This is a genomic window from Actinospineispora eucalypti (assembly GCF_039543365.1).
Taxonomy (GTDB): domain Bacteria; phylum Actinomycetota; class Actinomycetes; order Mycobacteriales; family Pseudonocardiaceae; genus Pseudonocardia; species Pseudonocardia eucalypti.
Genome location: NZ_BAABJP010000062.1, coordinates 62,110 through 76,980 on the forward strand (window position 1 = coordinate 62,110; position 14,871 = coordinate 76,980).

Consider the following 14,871-nt stretch of genomic DNA (forward strand, 5'->3'; position numbering starts at 1 on the left):
GACAGACCTTGTAGTCTTGCCCGACAATGCCTGACTTCACGCTGCACGAGCTGCAGTGCTTCGACGCCGTGGTGACCGCCGGCGGTTTCCAGGCCGCCGCCGAGCGGCTGCACCGCTCGCACCCGTCAGTCTTCGCCGCCGTCGGCAAGCTCGAACACCAGCTCGGCCTGGCGCTGCTGGACCGCTCCGGCTACCGGGTACGCCTCACCGAAGCCGGCCGGGTGTTCCACCACCGGGCGCGCCTGCTGCTGAACCAGGCCGACGAGCTGCACACCTACGCCGAACAGCTGGCCATCGGCGAGGAGGCCGAGCTGCGGGTGGTGCTCGGCGACCTGTGCCCTCTGCCGCCGGTGCTCGAGCTGCTCGGCCGGTTCTTCGCCGGCTGCCCGCAGACCCGGCTGCACCTACAGTTCGAGGCGGTCACCGGCCCGTGGGAGCGGCTGCTGGAGGACGAGGCCGACCTCATCGTGCACCGGGTGCCGAAGAGTGACGTGCGGATGGAGTGGATCGACCTCGGCCGGGTGGCCATGGTGCCGGTGGTGGCTCCGGGCTTCCTGCCCTTCGAGCCCACGGCCGACATCACGCCCCAACGGATCCGGGCGTTCACCCAGTGCCTGATCCGCGACACCGCGCACCGGCCCGCCGAGCCGGGCCATTTCCTGGTGGAGGGTGCGCCCCAATGCTCGGTGCCGGACCACCTCATGAAGAAGGAGCTGATCCTGCGTCGCATGGCATGGGGACACCTGCCCCGGTTCCTCATCGAGGCCGAGCTGAAGGACCGGCGCCTGCTCTCCATCGCCGGCCGGCACTTTCCCGGGGTGACCGAGGAGCTCGTCGCGGCCCGCCGGCGGGACCGGCCGCACGGTCCGGTCGCGGGCCGGCTCTGGGACTTCCTGGCGGAGAACACGCCGGTGGTGCGCCCGGCGCTGGGCCGGGTGCCCAAGGCCAGATAGCTACCCGCGCGCCATCCGGTAGACGCCTACCCCACCGAGCAGCGCGCACGCCGCGTAGCAGGCGACCAGCGGCAACGGGGTGGACCCGGCCAGCGCGTCGCCCAGGGTCACCACGGCGACGGTGCCGGGCAGGCTGCCGACCACGCTGCCCACCAGGTAGGGGCGCAGCCGGACCGAGGAGACCCCGCAGCAGTAGCTCAGCGGGGCGAACGGGATCACCGGGATCAACCGCAGCGAGGTGATCCCGAGCGCACCGGACGCGGTGATCCGCTGGTCCACCGCCTGGACGGGCAGCCGGTCGCGGTAGCGCAGCATCAGGTCGCCGCGCAGCCGTCGGGCCAGCAGGAATCCCAACAGGGCCGCCAACGCGGTTCCCGCCATGGCCACCAGCACGCCCAGCGCGTTGCCCAGCAGCAACCCGGAGGCCAGGCTGAACGCGGTGCGCGGCATGGGGAAGGTGACGCACAGCGCGTACACCGCGAAGAACACCAGCGGCATCGCCGGGCCGGTCGCCTCGGCCAGCTCGCGCAGCCGGGCCGGACCGGGCACCGGCGTCAGCAGCGCCGCGGCGACGCAGGCGAGGACCAGGGCCGCGAGCAGATAGGGCCGGGCGCCCCGGCGCACCACCGGCTCCCGCCCCGTCCCGCGCGGGAAACCCAGGCCCATGCCCGCAGACTAAATCAGCCGGCCGGCCGCGCCCGAACTGGCATGCTCACCGACCATGATGATCAGTCGACACAACCCGCCGGACGCTCCCCCGGTCGCCCGGTACAGCCAGGTCGTGCGGGTCGACCTCGGCATCGCCGCGCTGCTGTTCGTCTCCGGGCTGGTCGCGGTGAACGGCGACGGCGAGCTGGTCGGCCGGGACGACCTGGCCGCGCAGGCCGGGCAGGTGTTCGCCAACCTGCGCGCCGTGCTCGCCTCGGAGGGCGCCGGGCTGGAACACGTGGTGAAGCGGACCACCTTCCTCAGGGACGGAGGCGATCCGGCGGTGTTGCGCCGTCTCGACCCGTTCGACGACTCCGCCCTGCCCAGCGCGACCGGCGTGGTCGTCAAGGCACTGTTCCACCCGGACTGGCTGGTCGAGGTGGAAGCCGTGGCCGTGGTTCCGACTGCCTGACGGCCCGAAATTGTCCGCCCGGTGCGGGAAGCTGGTGCCATGAGTCCAGTCCGCGACGTGCAGATCACCTTCGACAGCGCCGACCCCGCCCGGTTGGCGGCGTTCTGGGCCGAGGTCCTCGGCTACCGGGTGCAGCCACCGCCCGAAGGCTTCGAGACCTGGGACCAGGCCCTGGAGGCGTTCGGCGTCCCGCCCGAGCGGCGCAACGACGCCTCGGCCCTGGTGCACCCGGACGGCACCGGCCCCCGCGTCTTCATCCAGCGGGTGCCGGAGCCCAAGGTGGCCAAGAACCGCCTGCACGTCGACGTGCGGGCCGCCCCCGGCCGGCAGGGCGACGCGCGGATGGCGGCGCTGGAGGCGGAGGCGGAGCGGCTGGTCGGGCTCGGCGCCACGCGGCTGGAACGCCACGAACCGGAACCCCCACTGGGGGCCGGCCACATCGTCATGGCCGACCCCGAGGGCAACGAGTTCTGCCTGGACTAGGCCGCGTTCTCCTTGTGGAACCGGCCGTCCTTCATGATGTAGTGCAGGCGGTCGTGGTCCTGCAGCACGGTGATGTCGGCCAGCGGGTCGCCGTCCACCAGCAGCAGATCGGCCAGGTAACCGGGGGCCACCTTGCCCAGCTCGTGCGGGCGCAGCATGATCTCCCCGCCCCAGGCGGTGGCCGAGGTGATCGCCTCCATCGGGGTGAAGCCCAGCCGCTCCACGAAGTGCTGCAGGTCCCGAGCGTAGGTGCCGTGCGGGGTCCAGGCGAAGCCGTAGTCCCCACCGGGCAGCAGCTTGACGCCCCGCCGGTGCATCTCCCGCAGACCCTCGGTGGCGATCTCCAGCTCCCGCTTGTAACCGACCGCCTCGGCGGCCGCCTGCGGGAAGCCGAAGGCCTCGGCCTCATAGAGGGTGGCGACCAGCCAGTTGATCCCGGGCGCGACGAACACCCAGTCCTTGGCCGCCTCCAGCATGTCCATGCCCTCTTCGTCGGTGAAGCTGGCGTGATAGATGATGTCCACCCCGTTGCGCAGGCACATCTTCACGCTCTCCGCGCTGCGCGCGTGGGCGCACACCCGCTTCCCCCGCCGGTGCGCCTCGGCCACGCAGGCGGCGGTCTCCTCGTCGGAGAAGTAGGTGTCCTCGGCCCGCTGGGTACCGGTGATCTCCTCGCCGGTCATGGACAGCTTGATCTGGTCCACGCCTAGGTCGATCAGCTCGCGGACCGCCTTGCGCATGCCCTCCGGGCCGTCGGCGAACTTGGTGATCGACTTGATCAGCGCGCCGCCAGTGACGGCGATCTCCGGTCCGTTGGCCAGGTACCGGGGGCCGGGGATGCGCCCGGCGTTGATCGCGTCCCGGCAGACCACGTCCAGCCGGTCCTTGGCCGACGCCGCGCCCAGGCACATGGTGTAGCCGGAGTCCAGGTAGGTCTTCGCCGACTCGAGGCAGAACAGCAGGTGCTCCTCCACCGGCATGGTGCCGAGACCGTCCAGGTCGGCGGAGTTGTTCCAGCTGAAGTGGGTGTGCGCGTCGCACAGCCCGGACATCAGCGTGCGGCCCCGGCCCTCGATCACCCGGGCGTCCACGCCCGGCCCGACGGTGCCGACGGCGGCAATGCGGTCGTCCTCCACCAGTACTTCGCCCCGGTACGGGCCGGCACCGGTGGAGTCGAGGATGGTCACGTCACGGAACAACACCTTGCTAGCGGCCATGGCTGCCACTCCTCCACGTTGAGGGTCACAGGAACTTGATCAGGTGGTCGGTGGTGGGGCCCGCGGCCTCCAGGGCGGTCCAGTGCCCGACGCCCGGCAGCACGTGCACCGCGGCGTCGCCGTGGGCATCGGCCAGGCCGTAACTGACCTCGGGCGGACCCACCTTGTCGGCGTCGCCGGTGATCAGCAGCAACGGCAGCGAGCCGGGGACCGGTCCGGGGTCGGTGGCGGCGGCAAGCGCCTCGCAGTTGCGGGCGTAGCCCTCCGGGTCCTGCCGCATGACCAGCTCGCGGACGAACGCCGCCACCTCCGGGCGGTCCCGCCGGGTGGCCTCGGACAGGGCGTTGGCCACCACGCCGGGCGCGACGGCGGCGGTGCCCTCGGCGCGCAGCAGCGCGGCCCGGTCCCGCTGCGCCTTGCGCACCGCGTCGGTGGGCGGCGCCACCGCGCCGAGCAGCGCCAACGCGTTCACCCGGGCCGGATGGCGAGCGGCCAGCGCCCGGGCCACCAGGGTGCCCATGGAGTGCCCGACCACGGCGGCCGTGTCCACCCCCAGCTCGTCCAGCACGGCCGCCAGGTCGTCCGCGTGCGACTCGATGCTGATCCCGTCGGTGGCCGGGGAACGGCCCGCGCCGGCCGAGTCCACCCGGATCACCCGGTGCCGGTCGGCCAGCGCGTCGGCCTGTACCTGGTAGAAGTTGCTGGTGCCGCCGAGGCCGTGCACGAACAGCACCGCGGGCCCCTGCCCGTCCACCTCAACCGCGAGTCCCTTCATGTCTTCTCCACTCCTCCGACGCGGTTGGCCAGTCGGCCCAGTCCGGTGATGGTGATCTCGACCAGGTCTCCCGGGGCCAGGAACCTGGGTGGGTCGAAGCCGATACCCACGCCGGCCGGGGTGCCGGTGGCGATCAGATCGCCCGGCAGCAGCGTGATGCCGGCGGACAGCGTGGCGATCAGCTCGGGGATGTCGAAGATGAGGTCCTTGACCGGGGCTCGCTGGCGCGTTTCACCGTTCACCTCGGTGCACAGCTCGCAGGCGGTGATGTCGGTGATCTCGTCGGCGGTCACCGCGTACGGCCCCATCGGGCAATGCGTGTCCAGCGACTTGCCCAGCAGCCACTGCTTGTGGTCCCGCTGCAGGTCACGGGCGGTGACGTCGTTGAGGACGGTGTAGCCCCAGACGTGCTGGTACGCGTTCTCCCGGGTGATGCCCCGGCCGCCCGGGCCGATGATCACGCACAGCTCGCCCTCGTAGTCCAGCTCGCTGGTGACCCCCGGGTGCGGGTCGATCACCGCGTCCGGGCCGACCACCGAGGTGGTGGCCTTGCTGAACATGATCGGCCGCTCGGGCAGGGCCTCGGACCGGCTGGGCGTGTCGTAACCACTGCGGCCGAACTCGGCGGCGTGGTCGCGGTAGTTCTTGCCGACGCAGAACAGGTTGCGCCGGGGCACCGGGATCGGCGCGCGCAGCGTCACCTCGGCCAGCGGGATCGACGGCTGCCCGGCGACCCGCGCCGCCAGCACCGGCCCGACAGTGGGCCACAGCTCGATCACTTCCAGCAACCCGGCCCCCGGCGGGAGGAGCGCACCGACATCGCGCACCAGGCCGGCCTCGGCGTCGACCACGCCCACCCGGTCCGCGTCACCGGCGGAGAACGTCACCAGCTTCATTCGGAACCAATCGTGACCAATTACGACCAATCTGACTGGCCTGAACCGTACGCTCTGCCCGCAAATTTGGCTAATTGGTCTCGATTGGTCCCAGCTGAGCTACACTCCGCGCCATGACCGTGGAGCGCTCGTTGCGCGCCCTGCTCGCCGAGGGCGGCGAACGCGGCGCCTTCACACCCGGCGCCAAGCTGCCCCCGGAGCGGGACCTGGTGCGCCTGCTCGACGCGCCCCGCAGCGCGGTCCGGCGCGCACTGGACTCCCTGGAGCGCGAGGGCACCGTGATCCGCCAGGTCGGACGGGGCACCTTCCTGTCCGACACCGCACCCCTGCGCTCCGACGGCGCGCCGGCCAACACCAGCCCGGCCGAAATCATGCAGGTGCGGCAACTGCTGGAACCGCAGGTGGCCACGCTGGCCGCGCGCGTGGCCACCCAGGCCGACCTGGACCGCATCTCCGAGTGCCTACAGGGCGGCGCCGGCGCCGACAGCTTCGAGAGTTTCGAGCGGTGGGACGCCAAGCTGCACCGGGCCATCGCGGCCGCCGCGCACAACGGGCTGCTGATGAACATGTTCGAGGTGATGAACACCGCCCGCGCGCTCCCGGTGTGGGGCAGCCTCAAGCGGCGAACCTCCACCCCCGAGCTGCGCCTCTGCTACCACGAGGAGCACACCGCGATCGTGTCCGCGCTGCTCGACCGGGACCCGCAAGGCGCCGGGGAGAACATGCGCGTCCACCTGCAACACGTCTCGGACAGTCTCCTGGGACGTCACTGAGCGGGTAGTTGCACCGTGACGCGGAGTCCTCCGGCGGCGCGGGGGGCGAGGGTGAGGGTTCCGTCGTGGGCCTGGGTGATGGTCTTGACGATCGCCAGGCCGAGGCCGACACCCGCATGGTCGGTGCGGATGCGTTCGGTGCCGCGCTGGAACGGCTCGGCCAGCGTGGAAACCAACTCCCGCGTGAGCTTCTCGCCGGTGTTCTCGACGGTGAGCACCACGCACTTGGGGTAAACGCTGGTGGTCACCCACACGGCGCCCTGGTCCGACTGGTTGTGGGCGATCGCGTTGTGGATGAGGTTCGTGGTCAGCTGCAGCAGGAGCGCGGGTGAGCCGGTGGTGGGGGTGATGTCGCCGGAGGTCTCGATGGTGACGCCGTGCTTCTCCGCGAGGGGGAGGAGCGTTTCGGTGGCTTCTTCCGCGATGAGGGACAGGTCGACGGGTTCGCGGGTGAAGGACCGCTGGTCGGCCCGGCTGAGCAGGAGCAGCGCTTCGGTGAGGTCGATCGCTCGGGTGTTCACGGCGTAGAGGCGGTCGACGAGCTCGCCGGCGTCGGGGTTCGGGTCGTTGCGGGCCACGTCGAGGAGTGTCTGGGTGATCGCCAGCGGGGTGCGCAGTTCGTGGGAGGCGTTGGCGGCGAACCGCCGCTGTTCGGCCACGTGCGCCTCGAGCCGCCCGAGCATGGTGTCGAAGGCGTCGGCGAGCTCGCGGAACTCGTCGCGGCGCCCCGGTAGCCGGATCCGGTGGGAGAGCGACCCGTTCGCGGCCACGCGGGTGGCATCGGCGATGCGGGTCAGCGGGGCGAGCATGCGGCCGGCCAGGAACCAACCGCCCACCAGGCCGAACACCAGCAGGAACGCCAGCACCGCCGCGGCCGCCTGCCCGAAGATGACCGGGCCGTAGTTGGTCGGGTCGAAGGCGCGCAGCAGGTCGGGGAGGTAGGGCACGAACACGCGGGCGGACGCGTCCCGCATGAGGAACACCCAGGCGGCGGTGAGCAGCAGGGCACCGGCGAGCATGAGGAACCCGGCGTAGCTGAGGGTGAGTTTGAGGCGGACGCTCAAACCGGGTTGCCGGTTCACGGTCTCTCCTCGCTGTCGTCTGCTCGCTCCGGCAAGCTTCGCTCGGTGTCGTCTGCTCGCTCCGCCAAGCTTCGCTCGGTCTCGATGCGGTAGCCGGCGCCGGCGACGGTGGTGATGATCGCGGGTTCGCCGAGGCGTTTGCGCAGGGCCGAGACGGTGATGCGCACGGCGTTGGTGAAGGGGTCGGCGTTCTCGTCCCAGGCTCGTTCCAGGAGATCTTCGGCGCTGACTACCCCGCCTTCGGCGGCCACGAGGACCTCGAGCACGGCGAACTGTTTGCGGGTGAGCGCGACGTACCGGCCGGCGCGGTAGACCTCGCGGCGGAACGGGTCCAGACGCAGGCCGGCGAGCTCCCGCACGGGTGGCCGGTTGTGGGCGCGCCGGCGGTCCAGCGCCCGCAGCCGGAGCACGAGCTCCCGGAGCTCGACGGGTTTGGTGAGGTAGTCGTCGGCGCCGAGCCCGAACCCGCTGGCCTTGTCGTCGAGCCGGTCGGCGGCGGTGAGCATGAGGATCGGCGTGCCGCGGCCGGAGGCGACGATGCGTTCGGCGACCTCGTCACCGGAAGGCCCGGGGATGTCCCGGTCGAGCACGGCGATGTCGTAGGCGTTGTAGCCCAGCAGCTCCAGGGCGGTGTCGCCGTCACCGGCGATGTCGGCCGCGATCGCTTCCAGGCGCAGCCCATCGCGAATGGCCTCGGCCAACAACGGTTCGTCCTCGACGATCAACACCCGCATAGGCCCGGGATGCTACGAGGCGGCGCATATCGCCGGCATATCAAAAAGCGGATACGGGCCGGCAACACCGCGCCGCCTTGACTGCGGGCATGACCTCCAGCCAACCGGCACGGCTCCTGACCGCCATCGCCCTGGTCGCCCTCATCGGCACGGGCTGCTCGACCGCACCCGCCGCGACCGGCGGCCCCACCGGCGACATCGGCGACCGGACGGGCCCCCAGGGGCCCGCCCCGAGCCCCGCCGAGCTGCAAGTACTGCTGAAGGAACGCCGCGAGTCCGCCAGGTGCATGCGCGAGAACGGTGTGCAGGACTTCCCGGACCCCGACGCCAACGGGCACATCCTGTACTACGGCGACGACCCGGACATGAAGTCCGCGAGCGAGAAGTGTGACGCCCTCGCGCACCCGGGCCAGGCCCCGAAGTGAGCCGGACGACCTGGCCGCCGGCCCGTAGCCGCGACCATTTAGCCGCGACCGGCGGCGACGACGGGTTCGGCGACCACTTCCCGACGCAACCCATTGCGGTCGGTCGACGCCAGGTAGGGCTCATCCTCGACGCGCGGCACGCGCGTCCTCCGTCCCGCCGCGCGGCAGTCCGCCCCGGGCGATCGACGGTCTTCGTAGCGATGGCTTTGGTCATCGCAGCGATCGTCGGGGTCCTCGGTTACCAGACGTGGCCGACCTCGTCCGGCGCCCCACGCTCCGACCGCGCCGCCGGCAAGGCCGACGGTGTCGTCCCCGAGGGCGTGACGGTCTTCGACGACGAGTTCCCGGCCGTGGCCGAGCTCGACCCGAGCCTGCTCAAGGCGCTGCGCCGGGCCGCGAAGGAGGCCCGGAAAGACGGGATCACGGTCTACGTCACCAGCGGCTGGCGTTCCCGGGAGTACCAGAACCAGCTGCTCCGCGAGGCCGTCGGCAAGTACGGCACGGCGAAGGAGGCCGCCCGATGGGTGGCCACCGCGGACACGTCCCGGCACGTGTCGGGGGACGCCGTCGACGTCGGCCCCACCGAGGCCACCGTCTGGCTGTCGCGGCACGGCGCCGAGTACGGGCTGTGCCAGATCTACCGCAACGAACCCTGGCACTTCGAACTGCGCCCCGACGCCGCCCGCCGCGGCTGCCCGCGCCCGTACGCCGACCCCACACACGATCCGAGGATGCGCAAGTGACCAGAATGCTCGGCACCCCCCCGCCCGCCACCGCGCCGATCCTGGCGGCCAGCGCGCGCGGGCTGACCAAGACCTACGGCCGGGGCGACACCGAGGTGCACGCCCTGCGCGGGATCGACCTCGACCTGCCCCGGGGTAGGTTCACCGCGGTCATGGGGCCGAGCGGGTCGGGGAAGTCCACGCTGATGCACTGCCTGGCCGGGCTCGACCAGGCCACCGGCGGCACGGTCACCGTGGCCGGCACCGACCTCGGAGCGCTCGACGACGACGCGCGCACGATCTTCCGCCGCGAGCACATCGGGTTCGTGTTCCAGTCGTTCAACCTGCTGCCGATGCTCACCGCAGTGCAGAACATCCTGCTTCCTCTGGAGCTGGGCGGCGACCCGGTCGACCAGGCCACCCGGGAGCGCGCGCACACCCTCGCCGACACCCTCGGCGTGGCCGACCGGCTCGACCACCGGCCCTCGGAGCTGTCCGGCGGCCAGCAGCAGCGGGTCGCTATCGCCCGCGCACTGGTCACCCGCCCGGACCTGCTGTTCGCCGACGAGCCCACCGGGAACCTGGACAGCGCCAGCTCGGCCGAGGTGCTGGAGCATCTGCGCCGGTCGGTGCGCGAGCTCGGCCAGACCGTCGTGATGGTCACCCATGACCGGGTCGCGGCGAGCCAGGCCGACGATGTGGTCGCCATGCGGGACGGGCGGATCGCCTGATGCGTACCGTCTTCCGCGCGTCGCTGCGCCTCTACGCCCGCCGCTACGTCGCGGCGGCGGTCGCGGTGACCGCCTCGGTCGCCTTCATCGCCGTGATCGGCGTGCTCACGTCCGGGGCCCGCGCCGGGTTCATGGAGAACTCCGGGGCGCCGTACCGCGGCGCCGACCACGTGGTCCGGGCCCCGGAGGACGGGCACTCGCGGGGCCCGGCATGTTGCCCCGACACCCTGGACCTTTCGGACGCGATCGAGCTCGTCGACCGCCTCGGCGAGAACGCATCCGGGCTGGGCCGGGTCAACCTGCCGGCGCACCGGGAAGGCGGCGCGCCGATCGGCTCGGGCGGCCGCCGGGGCGAGACGACCGTGGGGCCGATCGCCGCCTCCGAGGACCTGCGCTGGCAGCGGCTCGTCTCGGGCCGCTGGGCGGAACGCACGGGCGAGGCGGTGATGCACGTGTGGGACGCGCAGGCCCAGGAGGTCGCGGTCGGCGAGCGGATCCGGGTCGGGGAGGGCGCCGCCGCGACCGACCTGGAAGTGGTCGGCCTCGTGGTGTCCCCCACCACCTGGACCCAGGCCTCGATGTACGTCACGTGGCCGCAGTACCTGCGGTGGCGCGACCAGCCCACATTCCACGTGGGCAGCGTGGCGGTGCGCGGGGAGGTGGGTCCGGTCCCGGAAGGCATGCGGGTGTGGAGGGCGGACGACTACGTCAGGGAGGGCCTGACCAGGCTCAACAACAAAACGGACATGATCACCTTGATGATGCTGCTGTTCGCCGGGGTCGCGCTCGTGGTCTCGGTCCTGGTCGTGGCCAACACGTTCTCCATCCTGTTCGCCGGGCGCCTGCGCGACTTCGCCCTGCTGCGCTGCGTCGGCGCGACCCGGCGGCAGGTGCTGGGTTCGGTACGCCGAGAAGCGGCCGCCGTCGGCGTGCTCGCGTCGCTGGCCGGGACGCTGGCCGGCACCGGGCTCGGCTACGGCCTGCTCCCCCTGATCAACACCCTTGCCCTCACCACCCCACTGGCCGCCCCCGCGCCGCCGGTGCCCTGGCTGCTGGGCGGGTTCGCCGGCGGCCTGCTCGTCACCGTGGTCGCGTCCTGGCTGCCGACCCGGCAGGTGGTCGGGGTGAGCCCGCTGGCGGCGCTACGCCCGAGGGCCGCACTCCACGCGCACACCTCCACCGGCCGGGCCCGGCTGGCGCTCGCCGCGCTGCTGTTGGTCACCGGGCTGGCCCTGCTCGCGGTGGCAATTGTCGGCCACGGCACGGTGTTCATGGTGGCCGGCGGAGGATCGGTGTTCACCGGTGTGCTGCTGCTCGGGCCGGTGCTCGTTCCCCGCCTGGTCCGGGTCGCCGGCGCGCTGCTGGGTCCGCCCGCGCGGCTGGCGACCGAGAACGCCGTGCGCAACCCGCGCCGGACCGCCGCCACCACCGCCGCCCTGCTGGTCGGGGTCACCCTGACGACCGCCGTGCTCACCGGGATGGCCACCTGGCGGGCCGGAATGGACGAGGTGCGAGTCCGGCACAACCCCATCGACGCCTCGCTCACCTCGCTCGACAAGCCGGTCACCACCGACCTCCTCGACCGGGTGCGTCGCACCCCCGGGGTCGAGCGGGCCATCACCGTGGACGGCGCCGTGGCCCGGATCACCGGGTTCGACACCCCGATACCGCTGCTCACCGCGCCCGACGCGTCGCGGGTGGCCCGCGACGGCGGGTCGTTCGCCCAGATCGAGCAACCGGGGACGATCAGGCTCGACCTGGGAGCCTTCGTGGACCCCCGCGTCAAGCCCGGTGACCTGGTCACCGTGGGCGTCGACGACCGCCACGCCCAGCTGAAGGTCATCTCCCTCTCCGGCTGGGGGCAGGCCGGCATAGTCGCGCCCGAGACGCTGGCCCGGCTCACCGACGCCCCCGAACCGAGGGTCATCTGGGTCCGCGCCACCGAGGGCGTCGACCCGCTCCGGCTGGTCGACGACCTGGACGGGCTGGCCGATGCGGCCGGCGCGAAGCTGGAGGACCGGCTGCAGGCCCAGGCGGCGGCGAACCGGGAGCGAGACATCCTGGCCGGCGCGGCGCTCGGCCTGCTCGGCATCTCCGTGGCGATCGCCCTGGTCGGGATCGCCAACACCCTGGGGCTGTCCGTGCTCGAACGCGCCCGCGAGCACGCGCTGCTGCGCGCGCTCGGGCTCACCCGAGGCCAGCTGCGGCGGATGCTGGCCACCGAGGCGGTGCTGCTGTCGGTGGTGGCCACCCTGCTCGGCACCGCGATCGGCATCGGGTTCGCCTGGGTCGGCTACGAGACATTCGTGAAGCGGGCACTCCCCCGCGCCACCATGCACATCCCCTGGCCGTCACTCGGCGCCGTCGTCCTCATCGCCGCACTGGCCGGGCTACTCGCCTCGGTCGTCCCGGCCCGCCGGGCCGCCCGGGTGACCCCGGCCGAGGGGCTGTCCCTCGATTGACACCCGCGCCACGTGGACGAGGGCTTATGAATCCGGGGTTCTCAGCTATGGAGGGTCTGGCCGCGAGCGGGTTGGCTGAAGCCATGACTAACGGAGGTACGCCGGAACCGCGCGGGCGGCTGAGATCCGCCGGCCTGTTGCTGGCGACGGTGGCCGCGGGGCTGCAGGCCGGCACCTACTTCATCTTCGGTTTCGGGGTGATGCCCGGGCTGGCGCTGGGCGACGACCGCACCTTCGTCGCGGCGATGCAGCAGTTCAACGTGTCGTTCATGAACCCGTGGTTCCTCGGCAGCTTCCTCGCCGCGCCGCTGCTGGCCCTGGTCGCGGTCGTACTCCACCTGGGCACGCGGTCGGCGACACTGCACTGGGCGGTGGTCGGGTTCCTGGGCGCGGCGGCCACCTTCGTGGTGACCGGGGTGGTGCACATCCCGCTCAACGAGGCCATCGACGCCGCCGGGCCACCGGACCGCATCAGCGACCTGGGCGCCGTCCGGGCGGCGCACGAGGCCACCTGGGTCTCTTGGAACCTGGTGCGCGTCCTGACCTCCACCGCATCGCTGGCCGCGCTGGCCTACGCCTCGCTCAGGTGCCGGCCCAGCACCAGTTCTTCCTGAGCAACACCGCCCGCGACCTGACCGACGAGCAGGAAATCCCGGGTACTGACCCAGCAGGTCGCGAGGGCGCTCAGCCCCGGCTCCCCCGACGGCCGCCGGGGCTGAGCTGTCCGTGGGGGTACGACCGAGCCGTTCGGCGCGGCGTCACCAGGCCGGGCGGCCGATGGACCTGGACGGTCGCTCCGATCGGGGCGCGCTCCGGCGGCCCAGTAGCCGAACCGCCTGCTCGGCCACCCGACGCATATTGCAGGGGTAGACCTTCCCGCAGTACGCGCACTCCTCACCGGGCAGAAGGCGAACATGATCGCGGAGCAGCTCGGCGATATGGCCACCGCTGGCGATGTAATAGATGAACTCACTCGCCGGGGAACTGGGTCCCGGCGAGGTTGTGGAACTCTTTGTTGAACGCGACGTGATTCACCCCAAACATGCGCCAATCCAGTTGAGAAAGTTGTATATTGCGGAACACTCTCATAGATTTCGGTGATGCGCAACTGGGAAACTCCACAGGTTCGGACGTTAGCCAAGGCTTAACGATAAACGTTACACTTATATACGAACCTGCTGGTAGAGCCGGGTGACATTCGACATGAGGAGGCACTAAAGAGGTACTTCTTTTATTGCTCAACAACTTCATGTGGACACTTACGCAACGTGCGTGCGGAATTTAGAACACGTTACCGGTTTGCCGCGGCGCGGCCGCGGATGTTCGGCGCCGGCCTTGTGCCCGTCGCCCCCGGTACTACCACCCGTTAGGGACTGGGCTAATCTCCTGTCGATCTTGGGCTAACTGGCTGCCTTCGAAATGTCGACAGGCTCGGTCGAATGTGGGGACGCGTGTTTCATCGGACCTCTGTGAAACTCGGTCTTGGCATGGCGGTTGTCGTCGCGCTCACCTCGGGCACGGCTTCCGCCGTGGAGGTGCCGGGCGGCCCGGAGATCCCGATCGAGGTGCCGCCGATCTACGTCCCGGAGCTGGGCAGCCTGCCGCTCGGCCCGACCCCGCTGGGCGCCAAGGGTGCCCACCGGCCGGTGCCCGCGCCGTCCGGGTGCGGCGTGCGGGTGAAGCCGGAGGATGCCGGCGCGGCGGTCAACGCCGCCAAGCAGGGCGACCGGATCTGCGTGGTGGGCGGCTCCGAGCGGCGTATGGACGTCTTCCGGACCGAGGGCAGGGCCCAGCCGAACGTCACGTTGACCGGCGACGGCAGCCCGATCAAGGGCATCATGGTGGTCGGCGACAACATCGTGGTGGAGAACTTCGACTCGATCGACGCCACCGCGCCCGGCGTGCTCGTCAAGGGCAACGACATCACCCTGCGCAACATGGTGATCGACAACCCCAGGGACGCGGACAACGACGGCATCCGCTTCTTCGGCAGCCGCATCCGCATCCTGAACAACACCATCACCAACGTGCGCAACACCGGCGGCGCACACGCCGACTGCATGCAGACCTACACCAAGGACGGCGACCCCAAGCCTCCCGTGGTGATCACTGACACCCCCAGCGACCACGTGCTGATCGACAGCAACCGCTGTGAACGCATCGACAACCAGTGCCTGATCGCCGAAGGCCCGAACGACGGCGAGGGCAGCGGGAACGGCCACAGCCACGACATCATCTTCAGCCGCAACCTGTGCGACGCGGCCGGGCTCGCTTACCAGGCGGTCATGCTCGAGGACATCCAGCGCGTGACCATCGCGTTCAACGACATCCAGGGGCCGATCCGCAAGGCCTTCGCGTTCGACATCGGTTCGACCGAGGGCAAGGTGGTCGGCAACCGGCTCGACCCCCGGATTCCCTGCCATGTCGGGATGGACCAGAGCTCCCGGCCGGGGTACGTCGGCCCCGAGCCGACCTGCGAACCCTGACGCGAGAGCCCC

At 71.3% G+C, this 14,871-nt stretch carries 16 protein-coding genes; 10 read left to right on the forward strand and 6 right to left on the reverse strand.

Features of this window, described 5'->3' with window-relative positions:
- Nucleotides 1–26: 26 nt before the first annotated feature.
- Complete coding sequence (locus ABEB12_RS38375; protein ID WP_185062085.1) at nucleotides 27–953, forward strand: LysR substrate-binding domain-containing protein; 927 nt, start codon at nucleotides 27–29, stop codon at nucleotides 951–953.
- Here the strand turns inward: ABEB12_RS38375 and ABEB12_RS38380 are convergent, their stop codons facing one another.
- Nucleotides 954–1,619: a VTT domain-containing protein gene (locus tag ABEB12_RS38380; protein ID WP_185062086.1), complete on the reverse strand. Its 666-nt coding sequence runs from the start codon at nucleotides 1,617–1,619 to the stop codon at nucleotides 954–956. It abuts the gene before it with no gap.
- A gap of 55 nt (nucleotides 1,620–1,674) precedes the next feature.
- Here ABEB12_RS38380 and ABEB12_RS38385 point away from each other — a divergent pair, with 55 nt between their 5' ends.
- Together ABEB12_RS38385 and ABEB12_RS38390 are read left to right on the forward strand one after the other, a co-directional pair.
- Entirely contained in the window at nucleotides 1,675–2,073 is a 399-nt protein-coding gene (locus ABEB12_RS38385) for a Rid family hydrolase (RefSeq protein ID WP_185062087.1), read from the forward strand.
- Between the two features lie 39 nt (nucleotides 2,074–2,112).
- Complete coding sequence (locus ABEB12_RS38390) at nucleotides 2,113–2,556, forward strand: VOC family protein (RefSeq protein ID WP_185062088.1); 444 nt, start codon at nucleotides 2,113–2,115, stop codon at nucleotides 2,554–2,556.
- Here the strand turns inward: ABEB12_RS38390 and ABEB12_RS38395 are convergent.
- Genes ABEB12_RS38395 through ABEB12_RS38405 form a run of 3 tightly spaced genes read right to left on the reverse strand, consistent with a single transcriptional unit; the run spans nucleotide 2,553 to nucleotide 5,444 of the window.
- Nucleotides 2,553–3,773 (reverse strand): amidohydrolase family protein, encoded by a 1,221-nt coding sequence (locus ABEB12_RS38395; RefSeq protein ID WP_185062089.1) that lies wholly within the window; start codon nucleotides 3,771–3,773, stop codon nucleotides 2,553–2,555. The genes ABEB12_RS38390 and ABEB12_RS38395 overlap by 4 nt on opposite strands.
- Before the next feature lie 25 nt (nucleotides 3,774–3,798).
- Entirely contained in the window at nucleotides 3,799–4,548 is a 750-nt protein-coding gene (locus ABEB12_RS38400) for an alpha/beta fold hydrolase (protein WP_185062090.1), read from the reverse strand.
- Nucleotides 4,545–5,444 carry a fumarylacetoacetate hydrolase family protein gene (locus ABEB12_RS38405; protein WP_185062091.1) on the reverse strand — a complete coding sequence of 300 codons (900 nt, stop codon included), beginning with the start codon at nucleotides 5,442–5,444 and terminating at the stop codon, nucleotides 4,545–4,547. Before ABEB12_RS38405 ends, ABEB12_RS38400 begins: the two co-directional genes overlap by 4 nt.
- Nucleotides 5,445–5,557: 113 nt before the next feature.
- Between ABEB12_RS38405 and ABEB12_RS38410 the strand changes: the two genes are divergently transcribed.
- Nucleotides 5,558–6,217 (forward strand): FCD domain-containing protein, encoded by a 660-nt coding sequence (locus ABEB12_RS38410; RefSeq protein WP_185062092.1) that lies wholly within the window; start codon nucleotides 5,558–5,560, stop codon nucleotides 6,215–6,217.
- Here the strand turns inward: ABEB12_RS38410 and ABEB12_RS38415 are convergent.
- Both ABEB12_RS38415 and ABEB12_RS38420 read right to left on the reverse strand, forming a co-directional pair.
- The gene (locus ABEB12_RS38415) at nucleotides 6,211–7,299 is read right to left on the reverse strand and encodes an ATP-binding protein (RefSeq protein ID WP_185062093.1); all 1,089 of its coding nucleotides are present in this window, start codon (nucleotides 7,297–7,299) and stop codon (nucleotides 6,211–6,213) included. The genes ABEB12_RS38410 and ABEB12_RS38415 overlap by 7 nt on opposite strands.
- A complete protein-coding gene (locus ABEB12_RS38420; RefSeq protein ID WP_185062094.1) occupies nucleotides 7,296–8,033 on the reverse strand; it encodes a response regulator in 738 nt (245 codons plus the stop codon). The genes ABEB12_RS38415 and ABEB12_RS38420 overlap by 4 nt, the downstream gene beginning before the upstream one ends.
- Before the next feature lie 89 nt (nucleotides 8,034–8,122).
- Between ABEB12_RS38420 and ABEB12_RS38425 the strand changes: the two genes are divergently transcribed.
- The 6 genes from ABEB12_RS38425 to ABEB12_RS38450 all read left to right on the forward strand — a co-directional run bounded on the left by ABEB12_RS38425 (nucleotide 8,123) and on the right by ABEB12_RS38450 (nucleotide 14,859).
- Nucleotides 8,123–8,458: a hypothetical protein gene (locus ABEB12_RS38425; protein WP_185062095.1), complete on the forward strand. Its 336-nt coding sequence runs from the start codon at nucleotides 8,123–8,125 to the stop codon at nucleotides 8,456–8,458.
- 200 nt (nucleotides 8,459–8,658) lie between these two features.
- Nucleotides 8,659–9,201, forward strand: a complete 543-nt coding sequence (locus tag ABEB12_RS38430; protein WP_185062096.1) for a D-alanyl-D-alanine carboxypeptidase family protein — start codon at nucleotides 8,659–8,661, stop codon at nucleotides 9,199–9,201.
- Nucleotides 9,202–9,206: 5 nt separating this feature from the next.
- A complete protein-coding gene (locus ABEB12_RS38435) occupies nucleotides 9,207–9,911 on the forward strand; it encodes an ATP-binding cassette domain-containing protein (protein WP_185063027.1) in 705 nt (234 codons plus the stop codon).
- The gene (locus ABEB12_RS38440; protein ID WP_185062097.1) at nucleotides 9,911–12,373 is read left to right on the forward strand and encodes an FtsX-like permease family protein; all 2,463 of its coding nucleotides are present in this window, start codon (nucleotides 9,911–9,913) and stop codon (nucleotides 12,371–12,373) included. Before ABEB12_RS38435 ends, ABEB12_RS38440 begins: the two co-directional genes overlap by 1 nt.
- A gap of 83 nt (nucleotides 12,374–12,456) precedes the next feature.
- Nucleotides 12,457–12,987: an anthrone oxygenase family protein gene (locus ABEB12_RS38445; RefSeq protein ID WP_345703517.1), complete on the forward strand. Its 531-nt coding sequence runs from the start codon at nucleotides 12,457–12,459 to the stop codon at nucleotides 12,985–12,987.
- Between the two features lie 873 nt (nucleotides 12,988–13,860).
- Entirely contained in the window at nucleotides 13,861–14,859 is a 999-nt protein-coding gene (locus ABEB12_RS38450; RefSeq protein ID WP_185062098.1) for a right-handed parallel beta-helix repeat-containing protein, read from the forward strand.
- Nucleotides 14,860–14,871 lie beyond the last annotated feature (12 nt).

Excerpts from the sequence above, each read along its gene's own strand:
- ABEB12_RS38375 (WP_185062085.1), top strand. The coding sequence starts at position 27 with ATGCCTGACTTCACGCTGCACGAGCTGCAGTGCTTCGACGCCGTGGTG.
- ABEB12_RS38380 (WP_185062086.1), bottom strand. The coding sequence starts at position 1,619 with ATGGGCCTGGGTTTCCCGCGCGGGACGGGGCGGGAGCCGGTGGTGCGC.
- ABEB12_RS38385 (WP_185062087.1), top strand. The coding sequence starts at position 1,675 with ATGATGATCAGTCGACACAACCCGCCGGACGCTCCCCCGGTCGCCCGG.
- ABEB12_RS38390 (WP_185062088.1), top strand. The coding sequence starts at position 2,113 with ATGAGTCCAGTCCGCGACGTGCAGATCACCTTCGACAGCGCCGACCCC.
- ABEB12_RS38395 (WP_185062089.1), bottom strand. The coding sequence starts at position 3,773 with ATGGCCGCTAGCAAGGTGTTGTTCCGTGACGTGACCATCCTCGACTCC.
- ABEB12_RS38400 (WP_185062090.1), bottom strand. The coding sequence starts at position 4,548 with ATGAAGGGACTCGCGGTTGAGGTGGACGGGCAGGGGCCCGCGGTGCTG.
- ABEB12_RS38405 (WP_185062091.1), bottom strand. The coding sequence starts at position 5,444 with ATGAAGCTGGTGACGTTCTCCGCCGGTGACGCGGACCGGGTGGGCGTG.
- ABEB12_RS38410 (WP_185062092.1), top strand. The coding sequence starts at position 5,558 with ATGACCGTGGAGCGCTCGTTGCGCGCCCTGCTCGCCGAGGGCGGCGAA.
- ABEB12_RS38420 (WP_185062094.1), bottom strand. The coding sequence starts at position 8,033 with ATGCGGGTGTTGATCGTCGAGGACGAACCGTTGTTGGCCGAGGCCATT.
- ABEB12_RS38425 (WP_185062095.1), top strand. The coding sequence starts at position 8,123 with ATGACCTCCAGCCAACCGGCACGGCTCCTGACCGCCATCGCCCTGGTC.
- ABEB12_RS38430 (WP_185062096.1), top strand. The coding sequence starts at position 8,659 with ATGGCTTTGGTCATCGCAGCGATCGTCGGGGTCCTCGGTTACCAGACG.
- ABEB12_RS38435 (WP_185063027.1), top strand. The coding sequence starts at position 9,207 with ATGCTCGGCACCCCCCCGCCCGCCACCGCGCCGATCCTGGCGGCCAGC.
- ABEB12_RS38440 (WP_185062097.1), top strand. The coding sequence starts at position 9,911 with ATGCGTACCGTCTTCCGCGCGTCGCTGCGCCTCTACGCCCGCCGCTAC.
- ABEB12_RS38445 (WP_345703517.1), top strand. The coding sequence starts at position 12,457 with ATGACTAACGGAGGTACGCCGGAACCGCGCGGGCGGCTGAGATCCGCC.
- ABEB12_RS38450 (WP_185062098.1), top strand. The coding sequence starts at position 13,861 with ATGGCGGTTGTCGTCGCGCTCACCTCGGGCACGGCTTCCGCCGTGGAG.